We start from the raw sequence: 19441 nt of genomic DNA on the forward strand, positions 1-19441 counted from the left end.
GTGCCATGCTTCGTTGGAATGAGGAATCTTCACAAGTACAAGCAGCGGCGCTAATGCGCCCTGCAGTTTCTGCCAGTGCCAAGGTTGAAGCTATATGTAAAACTATTTTAGCTAACGTAAAAGAGCAAGGCGATGAAGCCTTACTTAGTATGGCTAAAGAGTTTGATAATAGATCTAACCCTCGCTTATGTGTTCCGCTTGATGAAATTAACGCATCTGAGCAAGCACTAAGTGCAGAGCTTAAATACGCAATTGATACCGCTTATGCAAACGTTAAACGTTTTCACGAAGCGCAATTGCCAAAAGATATTAAATTATCGACCCAACCAGGCGTTGTATGTGAACTGAAATATCAAGCCATCGAAGCAGTCGGTATTTATGTACCCGGTGGCAGTGCTCCACTGCCATCGTCGGTTATTATGCAGGGTGTATTAGCGCAGTTAAGCGGCGCAAAAACCGTTGTACTTGCTACACCAGTACAAGGTGATAAAGCGATTAACCCTGCTATTTTATATGCAGCTAAGTTATGTGGCATTACTACTTTGATAGAAAGTGGTGGCGCAGGCGCAATTGCAGCAATGGCTTATGGCACCGAATCGGTTCCTAAAGTGAACAAAATATTTGGCCCAGGTAATAGCTTTGTAACAATGGCTAAACAGCTCGTTGCGCAAACTATTCCAGGTATGGCAATTGATATGCCAGCAGGTCCGTCTGAAGTACTTGTTATTGCAGATGAACGTGCAAACCCAGAATTTATAGCCGCCGATTTACTCTCACAAGCAGAGCACGGTGCAGACTCGCAAGTTATTTTATTATGTAACAGCGAAAGTATAATAGAACAAACTCAGCAGGCACTTACACGCCAGTTGGCTAATTTGAGTCGCAAAGAAACAGCCGAGCAAGCGCTCGCTAATTCATCGCTTATTTTAGTTGATTCAATTGAGCAAGCATTTGATGTATCGGCGCAATACGGGCCAGAGCACTTAATTTTACAACTAGGCGATGCAACACCATACCTAGATAAGGTTAAAAATGCAGGCTCAGTATTTGTAGGTGACTACACGCCAGAATCTGCAGGCGATTACGCATCAGGTACTAACCACGTGTTACCAACATATGGTTACAGTGCAACATATTCTAGCTTAAACTTGCTTGATTTTTTTCGTACATACACAGTGCAAACAATTACTAAAAGTGGTTTAACACAGCTTTCAAAAGCTATTTTACCACTTGCAGATGCAGAAGGCCTTGATGCCCACGCTAATGCGGTTTCAATTCGTTTAGAGGCAATTAAAAATGAGCAATGAGAGCGCACAAGCGTCTAGCTTATTACCTAAGAATATTGCAGCCCTTGCTGCATACAGCTCTGCAAAAAGTGAAAAGCTAACCGGTACTACGTGGCTAAATGCTAACGAAAGCCCGTATGCTAAAAACCTTGAACTGAGTATTGAAGATTTAAATCGCTACCCTGATCCTCAACCGCAACTGGTTATTGACCGTTACGCCGCTTATACAGAGCTTGAAAGCGAAAATGTATTAATGACGCGCGGCGCAGATGAAGGCATTGAGCTTTTAGTGCGCACATACTGTGAGCCAGCCAAAGATAGTATTGCGCTATTTTTACCAACCTACGGTATGTACAAAGTAACCGCCGATACACACAACGTTGGTATTAACGCGCTTACCCAAGAATTATTATTAAGTGGCAGTGCTGACGAAATAGTTGCAGCTGTTGGCAGCTCAAAACTGGTATTTATTTGTAACCCAAATAATCCAACGGGCAGCCTAACACCACTTGATAAAGTAAAAGCGATTGCAACAGCACTTGCAGGTAAGGCACTGGTTATTGTTGACGAAGCCTATATAGAGTTTTGCCCAAAGCAAAGCGCGACTAAGCTTATTAATGAGTTTAGTAATGTAGTGGTTTTGCGTACGCTTTCTAAAGCCTTTGCGCTAGCGGGGCTCAGAACGGGCTTTACGCTTGCACAAGCGAGCGTACTAGCGCCAATTCGTAAAGTCATTGCGCCGTATCCGGTATCGGGCGTAGTAGCAAGTATTGCAGCGCAAGCAATTGCACCTGATGCAATTACATCAATGCGCCGCCAAGTTACTATTTTAAATAGCTTAAAAGCTAAGTTAGTGGATTGGCTAAACGCATCCCCTGCTGCATTAAAAATTCTCACTGGTGAAGGTAACTTTGTTACTTTAAAATTAGCCGATAAAAACTACTTTAAAATTGCACTTGAGCAAGGTTTGGTTATGCGCGCTTTTACGCTATACGGTGAAGACGACTGGCTACGAATTTCAATTGGCAGTGAACAAGAACTTGAACAAGTAAAAATTTGGTTAGATGGCTTACAAACGCCAGCTTCCACAGCATCTTTAGCAGGAAACGAAGTATCATGAGTAACCCCTATTTATTTATCGACCGCGACGGCACTATCATTGAAGAGCCAATTACCGACAAACAGGTAGATAGCCTTGAAAAGCTAGCATTTTTACCTGGTGTTATTCCTGCGTTGTTACAATTACAAGCTGCAGGTTACCGTTTAGTTATGGTATCTAACCAAGATGGTTTGGGCACAGATAGCTTCCCTACTGCTGATTTTGACATAGCACAAGACAAAATGATGGACATAATGCAAAGCCAAGGCATTAGCTTTGACGAAGTATTAATTTGCCCTCACTTTAACGAGCAAAACTGCGATTGCCGTAAACCTAAAACAGGATTACTTACCGAGCTTATGCGCTCAGGCAAAGTAGATTTAGCACGCTCTTTTGTTATTGGCGACCGCGAAACTGATATTGGCCTTGCTCAAAATCTATGTTGTGAAGGTATTTTATACGACGGCGATTGGAGTGCGATAGTGACTAAATTGACCACCGCAAACCGCGAAGGTCGTGTTACACGAAACACTAAAGAAACCCAAATTGATGTAGCCATAAACTTAGATCAAACTAAAAATGGCAGCATAGACACCGGTCTTGGCTTTTTTGATCACATGCTTGACCAAATTCGCACGCACGCAAACATTGGTTTAAACATTAAAGCCAAAGGCGATTTACACATAGACGAGCACCACCTGGTAGAAGACATTGGTATTGCTCTTGGTGTTGCACTTAAACAAGCGCTTGGCACTAAATCGCAAATTGCGCGCTATGGTTTTGCTCTTCCTATGGATGAGTGTAAAGCCGAAGCACAAATTGATTTATCGGGCCGTGCATCATTTGTATTAAACGCTAACTTTAGCCGCGAAAAAGCCGGTGATTTAGACGTACAAATGGTTGAGCACTTTTTCAAAAGCTTAAGTGATAACGCCGCTATTAGCCTTATTTTATCGGTAAGCGACGGTAACTGTCATCACCAAGTAGAAGGTTTATTTAAAGCGTTTTCACGCGCGCTTCGCATGGCAGTAGCACAAGACACGACCCAACAAACAGCCAGCTCTAAGGGATGTTTATGATTGCCATAATTAATACCGGTTGTGCCAATATAAATTCAGTACGTTTTGCGTTTGAACGCCTAGGGCAAACGCCAACAGTAATTACATCACCAGAGCAATTAGCGGGTTTTGAGCGCGCTATATTGCCAGGTGTAGGCCATGCGTCAGTTGCCATGAAACGTTTAACCGACCAAGGTTGGCAACAGGCTATAAATGAATACCAGCGCCCGCTTATGGGGATTTGTTTAGGTATGCAGTTACTGTGCGAAAGCACCGAAGAAGGTAACGTACAGTGCCTAGGTAAAATACCAGGGCAAGTAAAAGCGCTTGATGTAGGCAATTTAACGTCGCCGCATATGGGTTGGAATAACTTAAGCGTTAACAAAGAGCATGCATTAACTAAAGGGCTTACGTTCGATGAGCAAGTGTACTTTGTTCACAGCTTTGCGCACACCGTAAACGAAGCCACACTCGTGAGCGGCGAGTACGGTCAAACCTTTTCAGCCATTGTTGCTAAAGACAATTACGCTGGCATGCAATTTCACCCAGAGCGTAGCGCGAAAGTTGGCGCACGTTTATTACAAAATTTTGTTGATTGGCAGTTGTAAGCTGCCCATTAACTAACAAAAAAGAGATTATTTGTGATTATTCCAGCATTAGACGTATTACAAAATCAAATTGTGCGCTTGTACCAAGGTAAATACGACACAGCACAGTTTTACCCTTTCGAACTTGGCGCGCGTTTAAAAGAATACGCCGACAGTGGCGCAGGTAAACTACACCTTGTTGATTTAGAAGGTGCACGCGATCCAAGTAAAAAACAGTGGAAACATATTCAAGCTGCAACCAAAGCACTTAACGTACCTTACCAAGTGGGTGGCGGTATTCGCTCAGAGCAAGATGTAAGTGATTGGCTAAAAGCCGGTGCAAATCAAGTTGTTATTGGTTCAATGGCAGTAGAAAAACGCGAACAAGTAAAAGCCTGGATTGAGCAATTTGGCGCAGAACACTTTGTAATTGCCCTTGATGTAAATAAAACAGCCACGGGCTGGGCACCTGCTACACACGGTTGGTTAAGTGAATCTGAATTTGGTTTACTTGAGCTGGTAGATTTTTACGTGGGCTTAGGTGTTATCGACTTTTTATGCACGGACATCAGTAAAGATGGCACCATGACGGGTCCATCGTTTGAGCTTTACGAAGATCTAACTCGCCACAACAGCACAATTAAAGTGCAAGCCTCAGGGGGCGTAAGCTCACTTGACGACATTAAAAAGCTTAAAGAGCTAGGTGTTGGCGGCGTTATTTTAGGCAAGTCTCTGCTTGATGGCGCATTTAGCGTTGAGGAGGCATTGGCATGTTATCAAAGCGCATAATTCCATGTTTAGACGTTAAAGACGGCCAAGTAGTTAAAGGCGTTAAGTTTAAAGGTCATGAAGTTGTTGGCGATATTTTAACAATGGCTAAAGCCTACAGCGAAGCTGGCGCCGATGAACTGGTTTTTTACGAAATCAGTGCAAGCGTTGAAAAACGCCTACTTGATGTAAACTGGGTAGAAAGTATAGCACGCAATATCGATATTCCATTTTGTGTAGCCGGCGGTATTAAGTCAGTAGCTGATGCAGCGCGTGTTTTAGAGCGCGGTGCTGACAAAATAAGCATTAACAGCCCTGCTATTGCGCGCCCTGAACTTATTAAAGAATTACACGATGAGTTTGGTAAGCAATGTGTTGTTGTAGGTATTGATAGCTTTTTTGATGAAACAACTGGTGAATATTTAGTTTACCAATTAACTGGCGATCCTAATGCATCAAGCCGTACGCGTTATAAAACACAAGAATGGGTTAAACGCGTACAAGACCTAGGCGCAGGCGAAATTGTATTAAACTGTATGAACCAAGATGGCGTTCGTAACGGTTACGACAACGAGCAGTTAAGTAAAATTCGCGAGCTATGTAACATTCCTTTAATCGCCTCTGGCGGTGCGGGTAGTATGCAAGATTTTGTTGATGTATTTAAACAAAGCAAAGTAGATGGTGCATTAGCCGCCAGCGTTTTTCATAAAAATGTGATTAACATTGGCGAACTAAAACAATTTTTAACCGATAACCAAGTGGCAGCAAGATTATGCAAGTAACACAACAAAACCAAGCTCAAATCGATTTCGTTAAAAGTGAAATGATCCCTGCTATTATTCAAGATGCCCGCTCTGGTGTTATTTTAATGCAAGGCTTTATGAACAGCGAAGCACTAAACGTTACGCTTGAGAGTAATAAAGTGACGTTTTACTCGCGTTCAAAATCGCGTTTATGGACTAAAGGTGAGTCATCAGAAAACTACTTAAACGTAGTATCTGTGCATACCGATTGTGACTACGATTCAATTTTAGTACTTGCCAACCCAGAAGGTCCAACGTGCCACTTAGGCACACAAAGCTGTTTTGGTGATGAAGCAAAACCAAGTTTAAGCTTTTTAGCACAGTTAGAAGATGTGATTGTAGCGCGTAAAAACGACGACCCTGAAAAAAGCTACACAGCGTCATTATTTGCAAAAGACTTAAGCCGTAGTTGTCAAAAAGTAGGTGAAGAAGGCGTAGAAGTTGCCCTTGCCGCTATGAAACACGATAACGATGAGCTAACAAACGAATCTGCTGATTTAATTTATCACCTGACAGTATTGCTACAACGCCAAGGCTTAGCCCTTGAAGATGTAGTTAAATGCTTGCAAGGTCGCCATAAATAGCATTAGTTGTGACTAACAAAGAGGCTCATATTTATATGGGCCTTTTTATTTTTACAGTAAATCACGTGTGATATAGTGCGTGGCTAAATTAATCGGTTACTGTGAACTATGAAAAACTATATTATTCCTTCTATTGTCGCATTTATTTTAGTTATCGCGTTTATTTTAGCGGGCTGTACCAGCAAAACTAATCAGACTACAGCAACCACTACTACAACGAATCAGTCTGTAAAAACCACAGTAACACCCGATGAATGCAGCACCATAAATAACCTAATAAATGGTTATGAGTCTGGTTTTAATTCAATCAAAACAGATAAAGTAAATAACCAGTTTACTAATCAATGGCGTACTAATACTCATATTATTGGAGCAAACTGTACGGTTACTTTAAATAAGTCAGAGCAAGCAAGCTACCAATGCCAAACACCTGTTAAAACACAAACGAAAACAATAAAATCTCATCAAAAACTGGCTAAGCAATTACGCCAATGCTTAACCACAACAAGTTGGTTTGAAAGCCAAAAAGAAACAGCAAGTTCAATTTACAGCACCTTTGTACTTGATACCAAAACCCCTGTCATTACACTCTCTACCAATCAAGAAGGTAATGGATTCACTACTCGCTTTGAGATTGCACCACCGTTAGGACTTTAATAATGCGCCAATTAAATCAAAACAAAAAACCATCTAAATTTAAAACTGATTGTTTAGGAATATGCGAAAGGCGCAGCGGTTACTGCACCGGGTGTGGGCGTACCAACGAAGAAATTTTTGATTGGATAATATTATCTGAAGATGAAAAAAAAGCGATTTTAGAAACACCACGAGCAGATGCTAACTCATAACAAATAAAGCCCCTAATGTTAAAAGTAACAGTTAACTGATTAACTAAAAACTTTTTACTTGTTGTGGCTATTCACTTTAGTTGCGCTAATACAACTTTCGACTACTTGCTCAAATGAGTTATTAATATCTATATTTATAACATTGGGCTCATCTTCTTTTGGAACTTCTAGCGTTTCAAATTGGCTTTTGAGTAAATCAACAGGCATAAAATGCCCTTTTCTGCCCTGCATACGGCTTTTAACCAGTTCAAAATCACCATAAAGATGTAAAAAGGTAATGCCTATATTTCCATCACATATTTGTTCTCGGTATTTCTTTTTTAATGCAGAGCAGACTATTACCGCAATTTCATTTTTCTTTTCAATGCTAAATGCAGCATCACGTATTCTTTCTAGCCAAGGCACACGATCAGCATCGTTTAAAGGCTGCCCAGATGACATTTTTAATATATTAGCCTTGGGATGTAAGTCGTCTCCGTCGATAAATTTAGCGCCAATGCGCTTTGCTAATGCATCACCCACACTTGACTTTCCTGTGCTTGAAACCCCCATTACAATATAAACACGACCTACATTTGTATTACTCATGTATTTACCCTCGCCTTAATTTAATAATTAATTATTTTCAATGTATATATTATATTGAGTTACGGGTAACATGTTACGCGTAACAAATACGAAAGTGAAGTTAAACACACACTAAACATCATAATTTACACTGAATATAAGTAGGGAAAAATGTCAGATTTATCATTAATACTAACAGCGGCAGGCTCCATATTTTTATTGCTTTTCTTAGTAATGAAAGTACGACTACATGCTGTCGTCTCTTTGATCCTTGTTTCTATGATTGCAGGATTATTTTCAGGAATGAGCCCTGAAATGATTGCCGGTACAATTCAAAAGGGAATGGCCGGAACACTAGGCTTTGTAGCGGTGGTGGTCGCTTTAGGTGCCATGTTTGGCAAAGTAATGGAAGAAACCGGCGCGCTGGATCGCATTGCTCACACACTTTTACACCGTTTTGGAGAAAAAAACGCTAATTGGGCGCTTACATTTACGGGCTTTATTTGTGCCCTCCCCCTCTTTTTTGATGTGGCCGTTGTACTTTTAATCGGTATTGTTTTTGCTGTGGTAAGAAAAGGCGGTGGCAGCGTTGTTAAAATTGGTATTGGGTTACTTGCTGGGATAGCGTCTTGTCAGGCGTTTCTTATTCCTGCGCCAGGGCCGATTTTGGTTGCCTCTCAATTAGGCGCTGACTATGGTTATATGATTTTATTTGGCCTTATTGCTGCCATACCAGCAATGATTATAGGAGGTCCAATTTGGGGCTCTATTATTTCTAAATCTATTCATGTAGAGCTCCCACAGCACGAACAAATCGACGATAATCAAAGAGTTGGTAAAGGCACACCTAGTTTTGGATTAGCATTAGGTTTAATTGCTCTGCCATTAATTATGATTAGTTTAAATACTATTGGTAGCCGCTTTGTTGAAAAAGACTCTGATTTATATAATTGGTTAGCCTTTATAGGTCATCCATTTACTGCAATTTTAGTTGCCTGCCTAATGGCATTTTATTTGCTCGGCGCAAGGCGCGGTGTCCCTAATGCTAGAATCATGGAAATTTGTGGTAGTGCCTTACAACCTGCGGGAATTATTATTCTTGTCACTGGTGCCGGTGGGGTATTTAAACAAGTATTAGTTGATTCAGGAGTAGGTACGGCACTGGGTAATTACTTAGCTGGCTCAGGCTTACCGATTGTAATACTCGCTTTTGTATTATCAGCCGCTGTGCGGGTCATTCAAGGCTCTGCGACAGTAGCTATGCTTACAGCGTGTGGCTTAATTATTCCAATGCTTCAGCCTTTAGGCCTTGATGGAGCGCAGCTTGCAGCTGTCACCATCGCTATTGGTGGGGGATCTATTGTGCTCTCCCATGTAAACGACTCAGGATTTTGGTTAGCGAGTCGCTATCTCGGTTTGAGCGAAATGCAAACTCTTAAAACGTGGACGGTAATGGAAACTATTATTGGTACTGTTGGCGCACTTGTCGCTATGATTATTTCTCTGTTTTTGTAAATTTACAGCATGTAGAGTTATCATCACACATATAAAAATTACCTGAGCCTTTTGTTATTTAGGCTCGGGTGATTAGGCTCATGTACTTAGAGGATTTAAACACTCTCACCTAGATGAACTATATAGCCAGTATCAATTACTTGCTTATAATTAATGCTAGCATCCAAATCGGAATTAATCCGGCTCAACAACTCTCTTCCCGCAACATTACCTATCTGATAACGAGGGGTGATCACACTTGCTAATTGAGGCACCATTGCTTGGCCAATATCATGACCATGAAAACCCACAACCCCCATTTGGCTAGGCACTAAAATATTGTTTCGCTGGCACTCAAAAATAGCCCCAATTGCTAAATCATCATTAGTACAAAACAAACAGTCAGTATCTGGGTAGTCAGTACGCGCTTTTTGTAAAAGTTCAGCGCCTAAACTATAAGATGAAGCTTGATCAGTCATCACACTTTTAGGCGTAAAGCCTTTAGCTAACATAGCATTTGAATAACCTTGAAATTTTAGGCGTGTTCGTACATCGAGCCTTGCACCTATATAAACAATATTGCGATAGCCTTTATTTAAAAGCGCTGTCGTCATATCAAAAGCGGCTTTAACGTTATCAAAACCAACCGCTTGCTGCATAGGAGAGTGATGAGTATCCATTATTTCAATCACAGGCACGCCTGACATTTCAATCATTTTTAGCGTTCTGTCTGTGTGTGTGGTTTCTGATAAAATTAAACCATCAACGTGATACGACAATAAATACTCAACCCGTTTTTCTTCAATTTCAGGGTTGTACCCATAATGGGCCAACATTGTTTGGTATCCTGCAGGCCCAGTCACATCTTCAATGCCTCTTATAACTTGAGCAAACACGTGATTCGTTAACGATGGGACTAGTACACCAATAGAGTAGCTTTTAGCATTAGAGAGTAAATCAGGGGCTTTATTTGCAATGTAACCTAGCGTATCAATAGCTGCACTAATTTTAGTGCGAGTAGACTCTGATACTTTTTCGGGATTGCGTAAATAACGACTCACCGTCATTTTGGTTACACCAACCGCATCGGCAATATCTTGAAGAGAAGAACGTTTGTTTTTTTTCATCACACACAATTAAATAAAATGTTACTTGCAACATACCAACTATTGCGAAAAATCACTACTTTTAGCCATTTTTATTTAAGTTAAAATAATAAATATTTAGCCTACCGCCTGTATTTAAACAGTTGCTAAATGAATGGTTAAAAAGGTTTAGAAAACCTAAACCTTTTTAACAAACGAAACTGTATTTACAGTAAAGCTGAACAAGCATTTCTAAATAATTTAATTTTAAGCCTTATCGAGCGCTTGGCTTACATCGGCAATTATGTCAGCAATGTTTTCAATCCCTACTGACAAACGAATTAAATCGCGACTTACGCCTGCATTAGCTAGCTCTTCATCGTTTAATTGGCGGTGTGTAGTTGACGCAGGATGGCACGCAAGTGACTTGGCATCGCCAATATTAACTAAGCGTAAAATCATGTTTAGCGAATCAATAAAACGAGTACCAGCTTCTAGGCCACCAGCAATACCAAAACTTAAAATACCCGATGCTTTACCACTGGTAATTTTTTGACTCATTTCGTTATACGGGCTTGATTTAAGCCCTGCGTAATTAACCCAAAGCACTTTTGGATGATTTTCTAAATACTCAGCCAAGTGCTGTGCATTTTCGCAGTGGCGATCCATTCTTAAGCCTAAGGTTTCAAGGCCAATTAAAATGTCAGATGCGTTTTTAGGTGCAAGCGCTGCGCCGGTATTTCTAAGTGGCACTACTCTGCAGCGTCCAATAAATGCAGCTTCAGCAAAGGCTTCGGTATAAACCACATTGTGATACGACGGATCGGGCTCGTTCATCATTGCAAAACGCGTAGCATTTGCTTTCCAATCAAATTTTCCTGAGTCGACAATCATGCCGCCAATGGCAGTACCGTGCCCGTTTATATACTTTGTAAGTGAGTGAACCACTATATCGGCGCCTAGTTCAAATGGGCGGCATAAATACGGCGTAGCCACGGTATTATCAACTATAAGCGGCACACCTTTGCTGTGTGCAATACGTGCTAAACGCTCAATATCAACAATATTACCTGCAGGGTTACCAATAGATTCACAAAAAACAGCGCGGGTGTTGTCGTCAATTGCATTCTCGAACGCGGTAAAGTCATCGGCTTTAATCATGCGCGCTTCAATACCTTGCCTAGGTAGTGTATGTGCAAATAAGTTATACGTGCCACCATATACTTGGCTGGTGCTTACAATATTAGTGCCTACTTCGCACAAACATTGAATAGCATACGTAATAGCAGCCATCCCAGAGGCAACAGCCAGCCCACCGATTCCTCCTTCCATCGCGGCAATACGTTGTTCAAGTACGGCATTGGTTGGGTTCATTATGCGGGTGTAAATATTTCCAGGTACTTTTAAATCGAATAAATCAGCGCCATGCTGCGTATTATCAAATGTATAAGAAGAAGTGTGATAAATAGGCACGGCTGCCGATTTGGTCGTTGCCTCAGATTCGTAACCGTGGTGCAGTGCTAATGACTCTAACTTCATGATTATTTCCTTCAATTAATTTACCACTAACCTAGCACTTCTTGGTTATAAAATGCACATGAAATATATTAAAGGGTGTAAAGGTGATTTGATTAAAGTTAAAGGCAGCTCAGAGCGAAAACCGGACAATGAAAAAGTTAAGTTTATTCCTGTGTTTTGAGTAGAATCTAATTTTGTCCAATAACATTATTAAACGCCGTTTTGGGGCAAAATAACATGCCTAATTCCGAGCTGTTTTAATCACATGTTTACAAAAGTGATTATTGGTGAAATTATCAGGATATGTAATATACGCCGTTTTGGTGTATTATAAACCACCAAAATGGTGTTCAATAAGCCGTTATGTTTCAAATGGAATCTATGAATTTAAACGATTTTCAAAAAAAAGTACTTAAAGAAGCTAGTTCCACTTCTGGTTATGGTGGCTTTGCAGTGAAATCTAGCATCCGACACATGGAACGCTCCGTATTGTTGCGTGAAAGTATGCCAGAAATAGCAGCTTTTGTTGCAATTACCGCAGAGGAAGAGTCAGCAACGGCAATATTTGCAGCGTTAAAAAAGCGACGATATGCTAATGCTAATAAATTGAAATCTTGGGATCACAAACACAAATCAGGTATTTCACAATTCTTTGATTTAATTGGTGGCGCGCTGGGTATTTTAAAAAATGAAATTCCATTGGAGCTTTTTTTTGACTCTTTAAACGGAAACAAAAAAGAAAAACTGTGGGTTAGAATGCCAATTGGTGAAGATGGAGACAAAAAGATATGCATTGTTCCACAGCCACCACTAAATCTTGTCTCTGTAGAGCCTAACGGAAAAGCAACCGATTATTTATTGAAAGTTCGTGAAATAGCATCTGATCGTGGCATTGACTCGATATTCAAATACATTCAAGAAATTGCAAATGAAAGAAATAAAATGCTTTATGCATCAAATTCCTCAGTTTCTAAAGTTACTAACATCGATGAAGTCCTTACAAAGCACTTGAGTTCTGCATACCGTAATCATCTTATTTATTTACTTATTGATCAGCATGCACATCAAAATTTGGTTCAAGAAGCTTTAGATGTATTTCTAATTATTCTCAAAAGAATCGACGAAAAAGAAACATAATCGAGGTGCTAATTGTGGGCCTGCACCTGGTAAACTATCAATGACCGCTCATGGCACTTAGCAGTCATAAATAAGCGAATCAAACACAAACAAAAAAAGCGCTTCCATTACGGTAAGCGCCCTTCTGTTATCTCACTAATTACTTATTTTACGATTGTCATTTCGTCTAATAAGTTTTGTGCATTATCTACTTTATCCATTACCCACAGCATGTAGCGTGAATCAACGTGGATTGAGCGATGAAGCTCAGGGTTGTAATCCCAGTCACCAAATACTTTCGTAAACACCGTCAAACAGTAAGCCTACAAGCTCTGCTTTGCCATTAAGTGTTGGCGAACCTGAGTTACCACCAGTAGTGTCTACATTAGATAAAAAGTTAACGGGTACTGTATTCATGCCACCTGTGTAATCACCATAAAGCTTGGTTTTAATTTGCTCTTGTAACTTTTTAGGTCCATTAAATGGGTCAACATCGGTATTTTTAGCTAGTAACCCTTCAAGTGATGTAAAGGGTGTTGCTACCAAGCCATCTTGAGGTGAGTAGCCGCCTACAGTACCATAGGTTACACGTAATGTGCTGTTGGCATCCGCATATACAGGTTTGTTTTTAGCTTTGTTAAGCGCAATGATTGCGCTCATTAGCTCTGGCGAGCTGCTTGTAATTTACCTGCAAGTGCTTTTGGTTTATCTTCCTCAGCTTTCGTTACTTTAAAGATTGCTTTGGCGTACTGCACAAATGGGTCTTGGCTTTGACTTAGCTGGCTAAACGATTGCTAAAATAATGAATTGTTACAATCGAGTGTTTAATCTTACTTTTTATCAAAATTCATCGAAAAATCAAGAAACTGTTTTGCTGGTATTGGTTTACTAAAATAGAAGCCTTGCATAAAATCACAACCCAATTCGTTCAATAAAGTATGCTGCTCTTTTGTTTCTACACCTTCGGCTACCACTGTCAGTCCTAAGCTGTGCGACATGGCAATAATTGCCTTTACGAGATTACAGTCTTCATTGTTTAATACAATACCGTCAATAAAACTTCTATCTATTTTGAGTACATTAAAAGGGTATTCTCTCAAATAACTTAATGATGAATAACCTGTACCAAAGTCATCCATTGATAAGTTAATGCCTAATGCAGTAATTTCAGTCAGTATATCTACAACATTAGTGTGGCAACTCATCAATACACCTTCAGTTATTTCAAGCTCTAAACTTTCGGGATTTACGTTTGCTTCACTCAATGAGTTTTGAATAAAACTGAGCAACCCTACGTCTCTAAATTGGCGAGGAGATAAGTTAACAGCCATGGTGTATTTTTGTTGGCGTTTACAGGTACTTTGCCATGTGTTTAAAAAGTGTAATGCTTGGCTAATTACAAACTTACCAATAGGTACAATTAATCCTGTATTTTCGGCAATAGGTATAAACTCATCGGGTGTTACATTACCTAGCACAGGGTTATGCCAGCGTAATAACGCTTCTGCACCAATGATGTGTTTATTTTTGGCGTCAAATTGGGGCTGGTAGAATAACTCGAACTCATTACGCTCAAGGGCGCCACGCATCTGCTCTTCTATTACTAGTCGGCGCTGAATAATTACGTTCATCTTTTTAGTAAAAAATGAATAAGTATTACGACCATATGATTTTGCTTGATACATTGCAGTGTCAGCATTTCGTAATAAATCAGCAACGGTTGTACCATTTTCTGGGTATATGGCTACACCAATACTCGCTGTTAGTATGTGTTCCCGGCCCTCAATTTTAAAAGGGGCTCTAAAGTTATTGACCAGTTTTTCAGTAATTTTTAGCGCTGCATGGTGATCAGTTATACCTCGTAGTAATACGATAAACTCATCTCCACCTAGGCGCCCTACCGTGTCGTCTTTTCGCAGTGCCTCTTGCAGCCTTTGCGCTGATTCAATTAAAATTTTGTCTCCTGTTTCATGGCCTAAAGAGTCATTTATTTTTTTAAAATCATCTAAATCCAAAAACAGTACTGCCGCTTTCTCGTTATTTCTTTGTGCTTCAATAAGTAATTGCGACAAACGATCAAGTGCTAAAAAACGATTTGGGAGTAAAGTTAGACTATCGTAATACGCTTGATGTCTAATTATTTCATCTGATTTATGCTGTTCTGTAATATCTCGAATAATAACCATTAACTGGTTATGTTCTGTTATTTTATTTATTCTTGCTTCAAAAAAAACGAGCCCATGGGGCAAAGCTAGCTCGTATTTAAAGCTCATCATCTGCTCTTTTTCTAATACAAGGCTGATATAGGTTTCAAATTTTTTGGCTACATCTTGAGGGAGTACATCACCCATTTTTTTACCAATAAATTGCTTTGGCTTGGTGTAGAGATCGGTCTCATTACTGGCATGATACTCAATAATAGTTCCATCATTTTCCATCAAGAAAAATAAGTCAGGAATTGCTCCAAAAATAGTTTTTAGCATATGCTCATTAAATGACGCATCTGCTTGTGCCTTTTTAACCTCATATAAATCAATATCAATACAGTACATTTGTTTTGTATTATATTGATTTGTAAACATAACATGGCTGGAAAAAACCGATACATTGTTTCCATCTTTGTCTTGTAAGATAATTTCAGATGCTGGAATTTCTATATCGTTTTTTACCCATTCACTATGTGCGTTAACAACTAACTCACACATTGGCTCTGGAATTATAAGGTCTTCTATTTTTTGTCCTATGGCTTCTTCTTTGGTATATCCATAAAGTCGCTCACTGCCTTCATTCCAATAAATAACACGACGTTCATTGTCATAACCTTGAACAGAAATAACATTTACCGCATCAAATAACTGATGCAAATAGTCGTTAATTACAAATTGATGGGTTAAGTTTGAAGTCGGGTTATCTAATTTCATTTTAGGCTATATCCATAAATAATTTTATTTAATAATAGAGAAATACTAAATAATAATTAAATTTAATTTTAATATTAAATTTCCATGTACATTATATACGTCATTATGCAAAACAAAAAAAGAGCCGAAGCTCTTTTTTAATAATTGTTAACTATATTTAAACGCTATAAAACTGAATTTATTTTTTTGTCACATCATTTGGATGTTCCACGCCAATCCATGCTTTGAATAGTGCTTTTTGCTCAGGCGTTGCCTCTTTATCAGCAACTACTTTTTTAGGCTTATCAAAATCTTCTGATAATACTAATGTTAAGCTTTCAAGAGCATCGCGACGAAGATAGTCAATGGTTACTTTATCGCCTTTTTTAAACGTTTCTAAGCTGGTTTTTAAATCTTTACCTACGTGATGTTTGTTTATAGCGACAATTTTATCATCGGTAGTTAAACCTGCTTTCCACGCACTGCCACCACGGCGAACGTAACTTAACGTAAGTAACTCGCCTGTGTTTTTAGCGATAGCATCAATGCTTGCAAGCGCTTTTGCTTTTTCAGGACGTTCAAATTTCAAGCCTACTTTAGTAAGTAAGTCGTCAAAGTTAATACTTGCAGGCGACTCAACATTTTCTTGCCACCAGCTTGAGTAATCACGCCCGGTCAAATCTTTTAAGATATTAAGTACATCTATATCTGTAAAACCAGCTGGCATTTTATGATTGTTATAAAGTGCTTTGTGTACGTCGCGATAGCTTATTTTACCTTGGCTTTTTTCTAGCAAGTCGATATCTAAAACTAATGAAAGTAATGAACCTTCTGAATAAATATTGGTGCTGTAGTTACGTGCATGATCACCACCTTGATTAATCCATTTATCAAAGCTTGTTTCGCTTGCGCTTTGCACTTCACGGCCTGGGGTTTGTAGATGACGATTAATGGTTTTACTCATCACTTTAAAAAATTCATCTGTGGTTTCAATACCAGAGCGAACCATTAAATGATCTTCAAAATAACTTGTTGAACCCTCTGCAATCCAAAGCAGTTTAGAGTAATTCATATTAGTGTAATCGTACGGCACTAAACCTTGAGGGCGGTATGCTTTAACATTCCACGTATGAACAAACTCATGCGCAGCGGTGCTAATAAAGGCTAGGTAATCTTCGCGGCTACCAAATCTATCGCGTGGACGTTGAATAATTGTTGAGTTTAAATGCTCTGTTGCACCACCAGCACCCGACGTAGCATGAACCATAAATACATAACGTTCATATGGATAGCCATCCCAAATTACATTACCAGTAGCAACCAATTTTTTAAGATCAGTAAGCATTTGCTCTACATCGTAGTTACCATCGCCCCATATAACTAAATCGTATTCACGGCCACCTACTTCAAATGTGTGTAGTTGGTTAATACCCGTTTCGATTGGTGAATCAACAAGTACGTCGTAATCTGCTGCTTTAAATGAATTTTTGCCTTTTAAATTATCCATACCCGATACAGAGCGCCACTTTTTAGGCACCTCTAAATTAACGGTTACTGGCTCTTGGCGAAATGATTCACTAAACATAAAAAAGCCTGATGCATCTATAAATGCATGGCTGTCGTCAATGTGGCGAGCGCGCTTACCAAGCTCATTTGCATAAACCTGGTAGTCAACATTAACTTCGGTTGGCTCATTAATGTGTACACGCCATGTACTGTGATCAATTTTTTCCCATTTTAGTTCTTTGCCATCTTCATCTTTGGCTTTGAAGTAGCGAATGCCATTGGCAAGGTTTAGCATTTCGTAGCGACCCGTTCGCCATGCAGGAAGTTTTATATCAAGATGTGCTTGCGCTGTTTTTGGAAACTCAACACTTACATCGCCTAAATGATGTTGTGGTTGCGAAATTTCTAAAGAATAATTTACATCGGCAAATACAGGTGCTGAACATGCAGCTAAAATAGATAGGGCTAATAACTTTTTCATAGAGACTCTTAGTGGAAACTTAATTGCCTGCAAGACTAGCAAGCCCCTATTTAAAAGTGAATTAAATACGACAAATTGCCCCGTATACGAGTTTATACGTAGTAGCTTATTAAAATTTCTAAGTTTTTTACTAGATAACTACACATAATAAAAATTTGTTGTAAACTGAAGATAATAAAATTAATTTGATGGCGGTACGCTTAGGTGTCTGAAAGATCTAATCCAACAGATAAAAAACTCAAACAAGCAATTGATGCTCGTATGGCTATTGAGAGTGCACGCAAACGTCAAGTGGATATTTTGTGCGACTTTGCAGCTAAACTTTCGCTAAGCTGTAAAGGGCTTGATATTGAGTTAGATAATCGCCTTGCTAAATTTAGAAGTGCACTCAATAAAGGTATGAGCTTTGAAGACCTCTCCCCCCTTGTTAGTGAAACTTTGATATTACTTAAAAATCAAGAATCGATTCAGCAAGCTCAGCAACGTGATTTATTCAACAGTGTACAAAATGCAGGTAAACAGTTACAAAAAACTAAAGGTTTACCTGACGATACTCGCAGAGCCCTGAGAAATTTACTCGATCAAGAGATTAATAACGTTCAGTCAACCCATGGTTATATTCCGCTACTTGATCAACTTATTCTCTTTTATCATGAAGCATTGCTAACTAAGCAAGACCCTCAAGCCGATAATCAGCGCCCTGTAAAACAAGCTCGTGCAAAAAAACTACTTGAGCTAGCTAACGAACTTATACTTGAAGAAGAAGCTACACTACAAATTAATAGTATAAAAAATAATATTACAGAAAGTGACACAATCGATGCATTACTCGATGTTGCGATTAACATAATTGAAGTCGTAGTAAAAAACATTAGCAAAGAGCGTAAATCTGCACAAAGCTTTTTAGTTTCATTAAATCAAACCCTCGAAGATCTACATAATTCTATTGTCTCTACTAGTAGACACTCAGAATCGATGAGTATTGAGTTTGATTCGTTGAATAAAAGCATTGAACTAAAAATAAAAAACCTCAACGAACAAACACAAAAAGCAACGTCAATCTCATCTTTAAAAGAACTTGTAGATAACGAATTAAAATCACTAAGCGAAGATTTTCTAGCAAAAGAAAAGTTAGAACGAAAAGATAGAGAAATGCTTAGCACTAGCTTTAGTGAAATAAACAAACGAATTGTTACTTTAGAAGATAAGTTAACAACGTATAAAAAACGCTTAAACGAACAGCGCTTTAAAAGTTTACTTGATGGGCTTACAAAACTGCCTAACCGAGCTGCATTTGATGAACGTTACAATCACGAAATGCATTTGTTTAATGTGCAGCCATCAGATGTTACGCTTGCGGTTATTGATGTTGACCACTTTAAATCTATCAATGATAGATTTGGCCATACCGCAGGTGACATTACCTTACAGGTTATATCAAAAGCGTTGCAAAAATCGGTAAGAAAGTCCGATTTTATAGCGCGTTACGGCGGTGAAGAATTTGTGCTGTTAATGCCAGGTGTGTCGCTTGAAAACGCAACATTACCTCTGGATAAAGTAAGAAAGGTAATTAAAAATATACCTTTTAAATTTAGAGAAAAACAAATTGAGATCACAATCTCGGTAGGTGCAACTCAGTTCAAAAAAGGCGATACTCTGTTAAAGGCATTTGATAGAGCAGATGATGCTCTTTACGAGGCCAAAAATTCAGGACGAGATAGACTTTGTACCAGTAAATAAT

Annotated in this window: 17 protein-coding genes and 1 pseudogene; 12 read left to right on the forward strand and 6 right to left on the reverse strand. The window is 39.1% G+C overall.

Features of this window, described 5'->3' with window-relative positions; translation table 11 throughout:
* Positions 1–5: 5 nt before the first annotated feature.
* From hisD to GQR39_RS12660, 9 genes are all read left to right on the forward strand, one after another.
* The gene (gene hisD, locus GQR39_RS12620) at positions 6–1307 is read left to right on the forward strand and encodes a histidinol dehydrogenase (RefSeq protein WP_007580646.1); all 1302 of its coding nucleotides are present in this window, start codon (positions 6–8) and stop codon (positions 1305–1307) included.
* Positions 1297–2406 carry a histidinol-phosphate transaminase gene (gene hisC, locus GQR39_RS12625; RefSeq protein WP_101216942.1) on the forward strand — a complete coding sequence of 370 codons (1110 nt, stop codon included), beginning with the start codon at positions 1297–1299 and terminating at the stop codon, positions 2404–2406. The genes hisD and hisC overlap by 11 nt, the downstream gene beginning before the upstream one ends.
* Complete coding sequence (gene hisB, locus GQR39_RS12630; protein ID WP_007580650.1) at positions 2403–3464, forward strand: bifunctional histidinol-phosphatase/imidazoleglycerol-phosphate dehydratase HisB; 1062 nt, start codon at positions 2403–2405, stop codon at positions 3462–3464. The genes hisC and hisB overlap by 4 nt, the downstream gene beginning before the upstream one ends.
* On the forward strand, positions 3461–4051 hold the full coding sequence (hisH, locus tag GQR39_RS12635; protein WP_165735762.1) for an imidazole glycerol phosphate synthase subunit HisH: 591 nt from the start codon (positions 3461–3463) through the stop codon (positions 4049–4051). The genes hisB and hisH overlap by 4 nt, the downstream gene beginning before the upstream one ends.
* A gap of 33 nt (positions 4052–4084) precedes the next feature.
* Positions 4085–4819, forward strand: coding sequence for a 1-(5-phosphoribosyl)-5-[(5-phosphoribosylamino)methylideneamino] imidazole-4-carboxamide isomerase (locus GQR39_RS12640; RefSeq protein ID WP_165735763.1), 735 nt, complete (start codon positions 4085–4087; stop codon positions 4817–4819).
* Positions 4801–5580 carry an imidazole glycerol phosphate synthase subunit HisF gene (gene hisF / locus GQR39_RS12645; RefSeq protein WP_024611092.1) on the forward strand — a complete coding sequence of 260 codons (780 nt, stop codon included), beginning with the start codon at positions 4801–4803 and terminating at the stop codon, positions 5578–5580. The genes GQR39_RS12640 and hisF overlap by 19 nt, the downstream gene beginning before the upstream one ends.
* Positions 5571–6185 (forward strand): bifunctional phosphoribosyl-AMP cyclohydrolase/phosphoribosyl-ATP diphosphatase HisIE, encoded by a 615-nt coding sequence (hisIE, locus tag GQR39_RS12650; RefSeq protein WP_165735764.1) that lies wholly within the window; start codon positions 5571–5573, stop codon positions 6183–6185. Before hisF ends, hisIE begins: the two co-directional genes overlap by 10 nt.
* A gap of 108 nt (positions 6186–6293) precedes the next feature.
* Positions 6294–6842 (forward strand): hypothetical protein, encoded by a 549-nt coding sequence (locus tag GQR39_RS12655; RefSeq protein ID WP_165735765.1) that lies wholly within the window; start codon positions 6294–6296, stop codon positions 6840–6842.
* Between the two features lie 2 nt (positions 6843–6844).
* On the forward strand, positions 6845–7033 hold the full coding sequence (locus tag GQR39_RS12660; protein WP_002960277.1) for a DUF1289 domain-containing protein: 189 nt from the start codon (positions 6845–6847) through the stop codon (positions 7031–7033).
* A 54-nt stretch (positions 7034–7087) separates the two neighbouring features.
* On the opposite strand, the gene GQR39_RS12665 is transcribed toward GQR39_RS12660, so the two are convergent.
* Positions 7088–7621: a gluconokinase gene (locus GQR39_RS12665; RefSeq protein WP_165735766.1), complete on the reverse strand. Its 534-nt coding sequence runs from the start codon at positions 7619–7621 to the stop codon at positions 7088–7090.
* A 150-nt stretch (positions 7622–7771) separates the two neighbouring features.
* On the opposite strand from GQR39_RS12665, the gene gntU reads away from it, so the two are divergent.
* Complete coding sequence (gene gntU / locus GQR39_RS12670) at positions 7772–9115, forward strand: gluconate transporter (protein WP_165735767.1); 1344 nt, start codon at positions 7772–7774, stop codon at positions 9113–9115.
* 95 nt (positions 9116–9210) lie between these two features.
* Here the strand turns inward: gntU and gntR are convergent, their stop codons facing one another.
* Both gntR and GQR39_RS12680 read right to left on the reverse strand, forming a co-directional pair.
* Complete coding sequence (gntR, locus tag GQR39_RS12675; RefSeq protein ID WP_165735768.1) at positions 9211–10221, reverse strand: gluconate operon transcriptional repressor GntR; 1011 nt, start codon at positions 10219–10221, stop codon at positions 9211–9213.
* Between the two features lie 225 nt (positions 10222–10446).
* Entirely contained in the window at positions 10447–11718 is a 1272-nt protein-coding gene (locus GQR39_RS12680; RefSeq protein WP_165735769.1) for an aminotransferase class I/II-fold pyridoxal phosphate-dependent enzyme, read from the reverse strand.
* A 360-nt stretch (positions 11719–12078) separates the two neighbouring features.
* On the opposite strand from GQR39_RS12680, the gene GQR39_RS12685 reads away from it, so the two are divergent.
* On the forward strand, positions 12079–12834 hold the full coding sequence (locus tag GQR39_RS12685) for a hypothetical protein (RefSeq protein WP_138585715.1): 756 nt from the start codon (positions 12079–12081) through the stop codon (positions 12832–12834).
* A gap of 143 nt (positions 12835–12977) precedes the next feature.
* Here the strand turns inward: GQR39_RS12685 and GQR39_RS12690 are convergent.
* The 3 genes and pseudogenes from GQR39_RS12690 to GQR39_RS12700 form a co-directional block, all read right to left on the reverse strand.
* A pseudogene (locus GQR39_RS12690) lies at positions 12978–13598 on the reverse strand (S46 family peptidase); the annotation flags it as partial.
* Between the two features lie 45 nt (positions 13599–13643).
* Positions 13644–15734 carry a bifunctional diguanylate cyclase/phosphodiesterase gene (locus GQR39_RS12695; RefSeq protein ID WP_165735770.1) on the reverse strand — a complete coding sequence of 697 codons (2091 nt, stop codon included), beginning with the start codon at positions 15732–15734 and terminating at the stop codon, positions 13644–13646.
* 178 nt (positions 15735–15912) lie between these two features.
* Positions 15913–17700, reverse strand: a complete 1788-nt coding sequence (locus tag GQR39_RS12700; protein WP_165735771.1) for a PDZ domain-containing protein — start codon at positions 17698–17700, stop codon at positions 15913–15915.
* A 204-nt stretch (positions 17701–17904) separates the two neighbouring features.
* On the opposite strand from GQR39_RS12700, the gene GQR39_RS12705 reads away from it, so the two are divergent.
* A complete protein-coding gene (locus GQR39_RS12705) occupies positions 17905–19440 on the forward strand; it encodes a diguanylate cyclase (protein ID WP_165735772.1) in 1536 nt (511 codons plus the stop codon).
* Position 19441: the final 1 nt, after the last annotated feature.

Source organism: Pseudoalteromonas sp. C8 (assembly GCF_011378685.1).
Taxonomy (GTDB): domain Bacteria; phylum Pseudomonadota; class Gammaproteobacteria; order Enterobacterales; family Alteromonadaceae; genus Pseudoalteromonas; species Pseudoalteromonas arctica.

Excerpts from the sequence above, each read along its gene's own strand:
- hisD (WP_007580646.1), top strand. The coding sequence starts at position 6 with ATGCTTCGTTGGAATGAGGAATCTTCACAAGTACAAGCAGCGGCGCTA.
- hisC (WP_101216942.1), top strand. The coding sequence starts at position 1,297 with ATGAGCAATGAGAGCGCACAAGCGTCTAGCTTATTACCTAAGAATATT.
- hisB (WP_007580650.1), top strand. The coding sequence starts at position 2,403 with ATGAGTAACCCCTATTTATTTATCGACCGCGACGGCACTATCATTGAA.
- hisH (WP_165735762.1), top strand. The coding sequence starts at position 3,461 with ATGATTGCCATAATTAATACCGGTTGTGCCAATATAAATTCAGTACGT.
- hisF (WP_024611092.1), top strand. The coding sequence starts at position 4,801 with ATGTTATCAAAGCGCATAATTCCATGTTTAGACGTTAAAGACGGCCAA.
- hisIE (WP_165735764.1), top strand. The coding sequence starts at position 5,571 with ATGCAAGTAACACAACAAAACCAAGCTCAAATCGATTTCGTTAAAAGT.
- GQR39_RS12655 (WP_165735765.1), top strand. The coding sequence starts at position 6,294 with ATGAAAAACTATATTATTCCTTCTATTGTCGCATTTATTTTAGTTATC.
- GQR39_RS12660 (WP_002960277.1), top strand. The coding sequence starts at position 6,845 with ATGCGCCAATTAAATCAAAACAAAAAACCATCTAAATTTAAAACTGAT.
- GQR39_RS12665 (WP_165735766.1), bottom strand. The coding sequence starts at position 7,621 with ATGAGTAATACAAATGTAGGTCGTGTTTATATTGTAATGGGGGTTTCA.
- gntU (WP_165735767.1), top strand. The coding sequence starts at position 7,772 with ATGTCAGATTTATCATTAATACTAACAGCGGCAGGCTCCATATTTTTA.
- gntR (WP_165735768.1), bottom strand. The coding sequence starts at position 10,221 with ATGAAAAAAAACAAACGTTCTTCTCTTCAAGATATTGCCGATGCGGTT.
- GQR39_RS12680 (WP_165735769.1), bottom strand. The coding sequence starts at position 11,718 with ATGAAGTTAGAGTCATTAGCACTGCACCACGGTTACGAATCTGAGGCA.
- GQR39_RS12685 (WP_138585715.1), top strand. The coding sequence starts at position 12,079 with ATGAATTTAAACGATTTTCAAAAAAAAGTACTTAAAGAAGCTAGTTCC.
- GQR39_RS12695 (WP_165735770.1), bottom strand. The coding sequence starts at position 15,734 with ATGAAATTAGATAACCCGACTTCAAACTTAACCCATCAATTTGTAATT.
- GQR39_RS12700 (WP_165735771.1), bottom strand. The coding sequence starts at position 17,700 with ATGAAAAAGTTATTAGCCCTATCTATTTTAGCTGCATGTTCAGCACCT.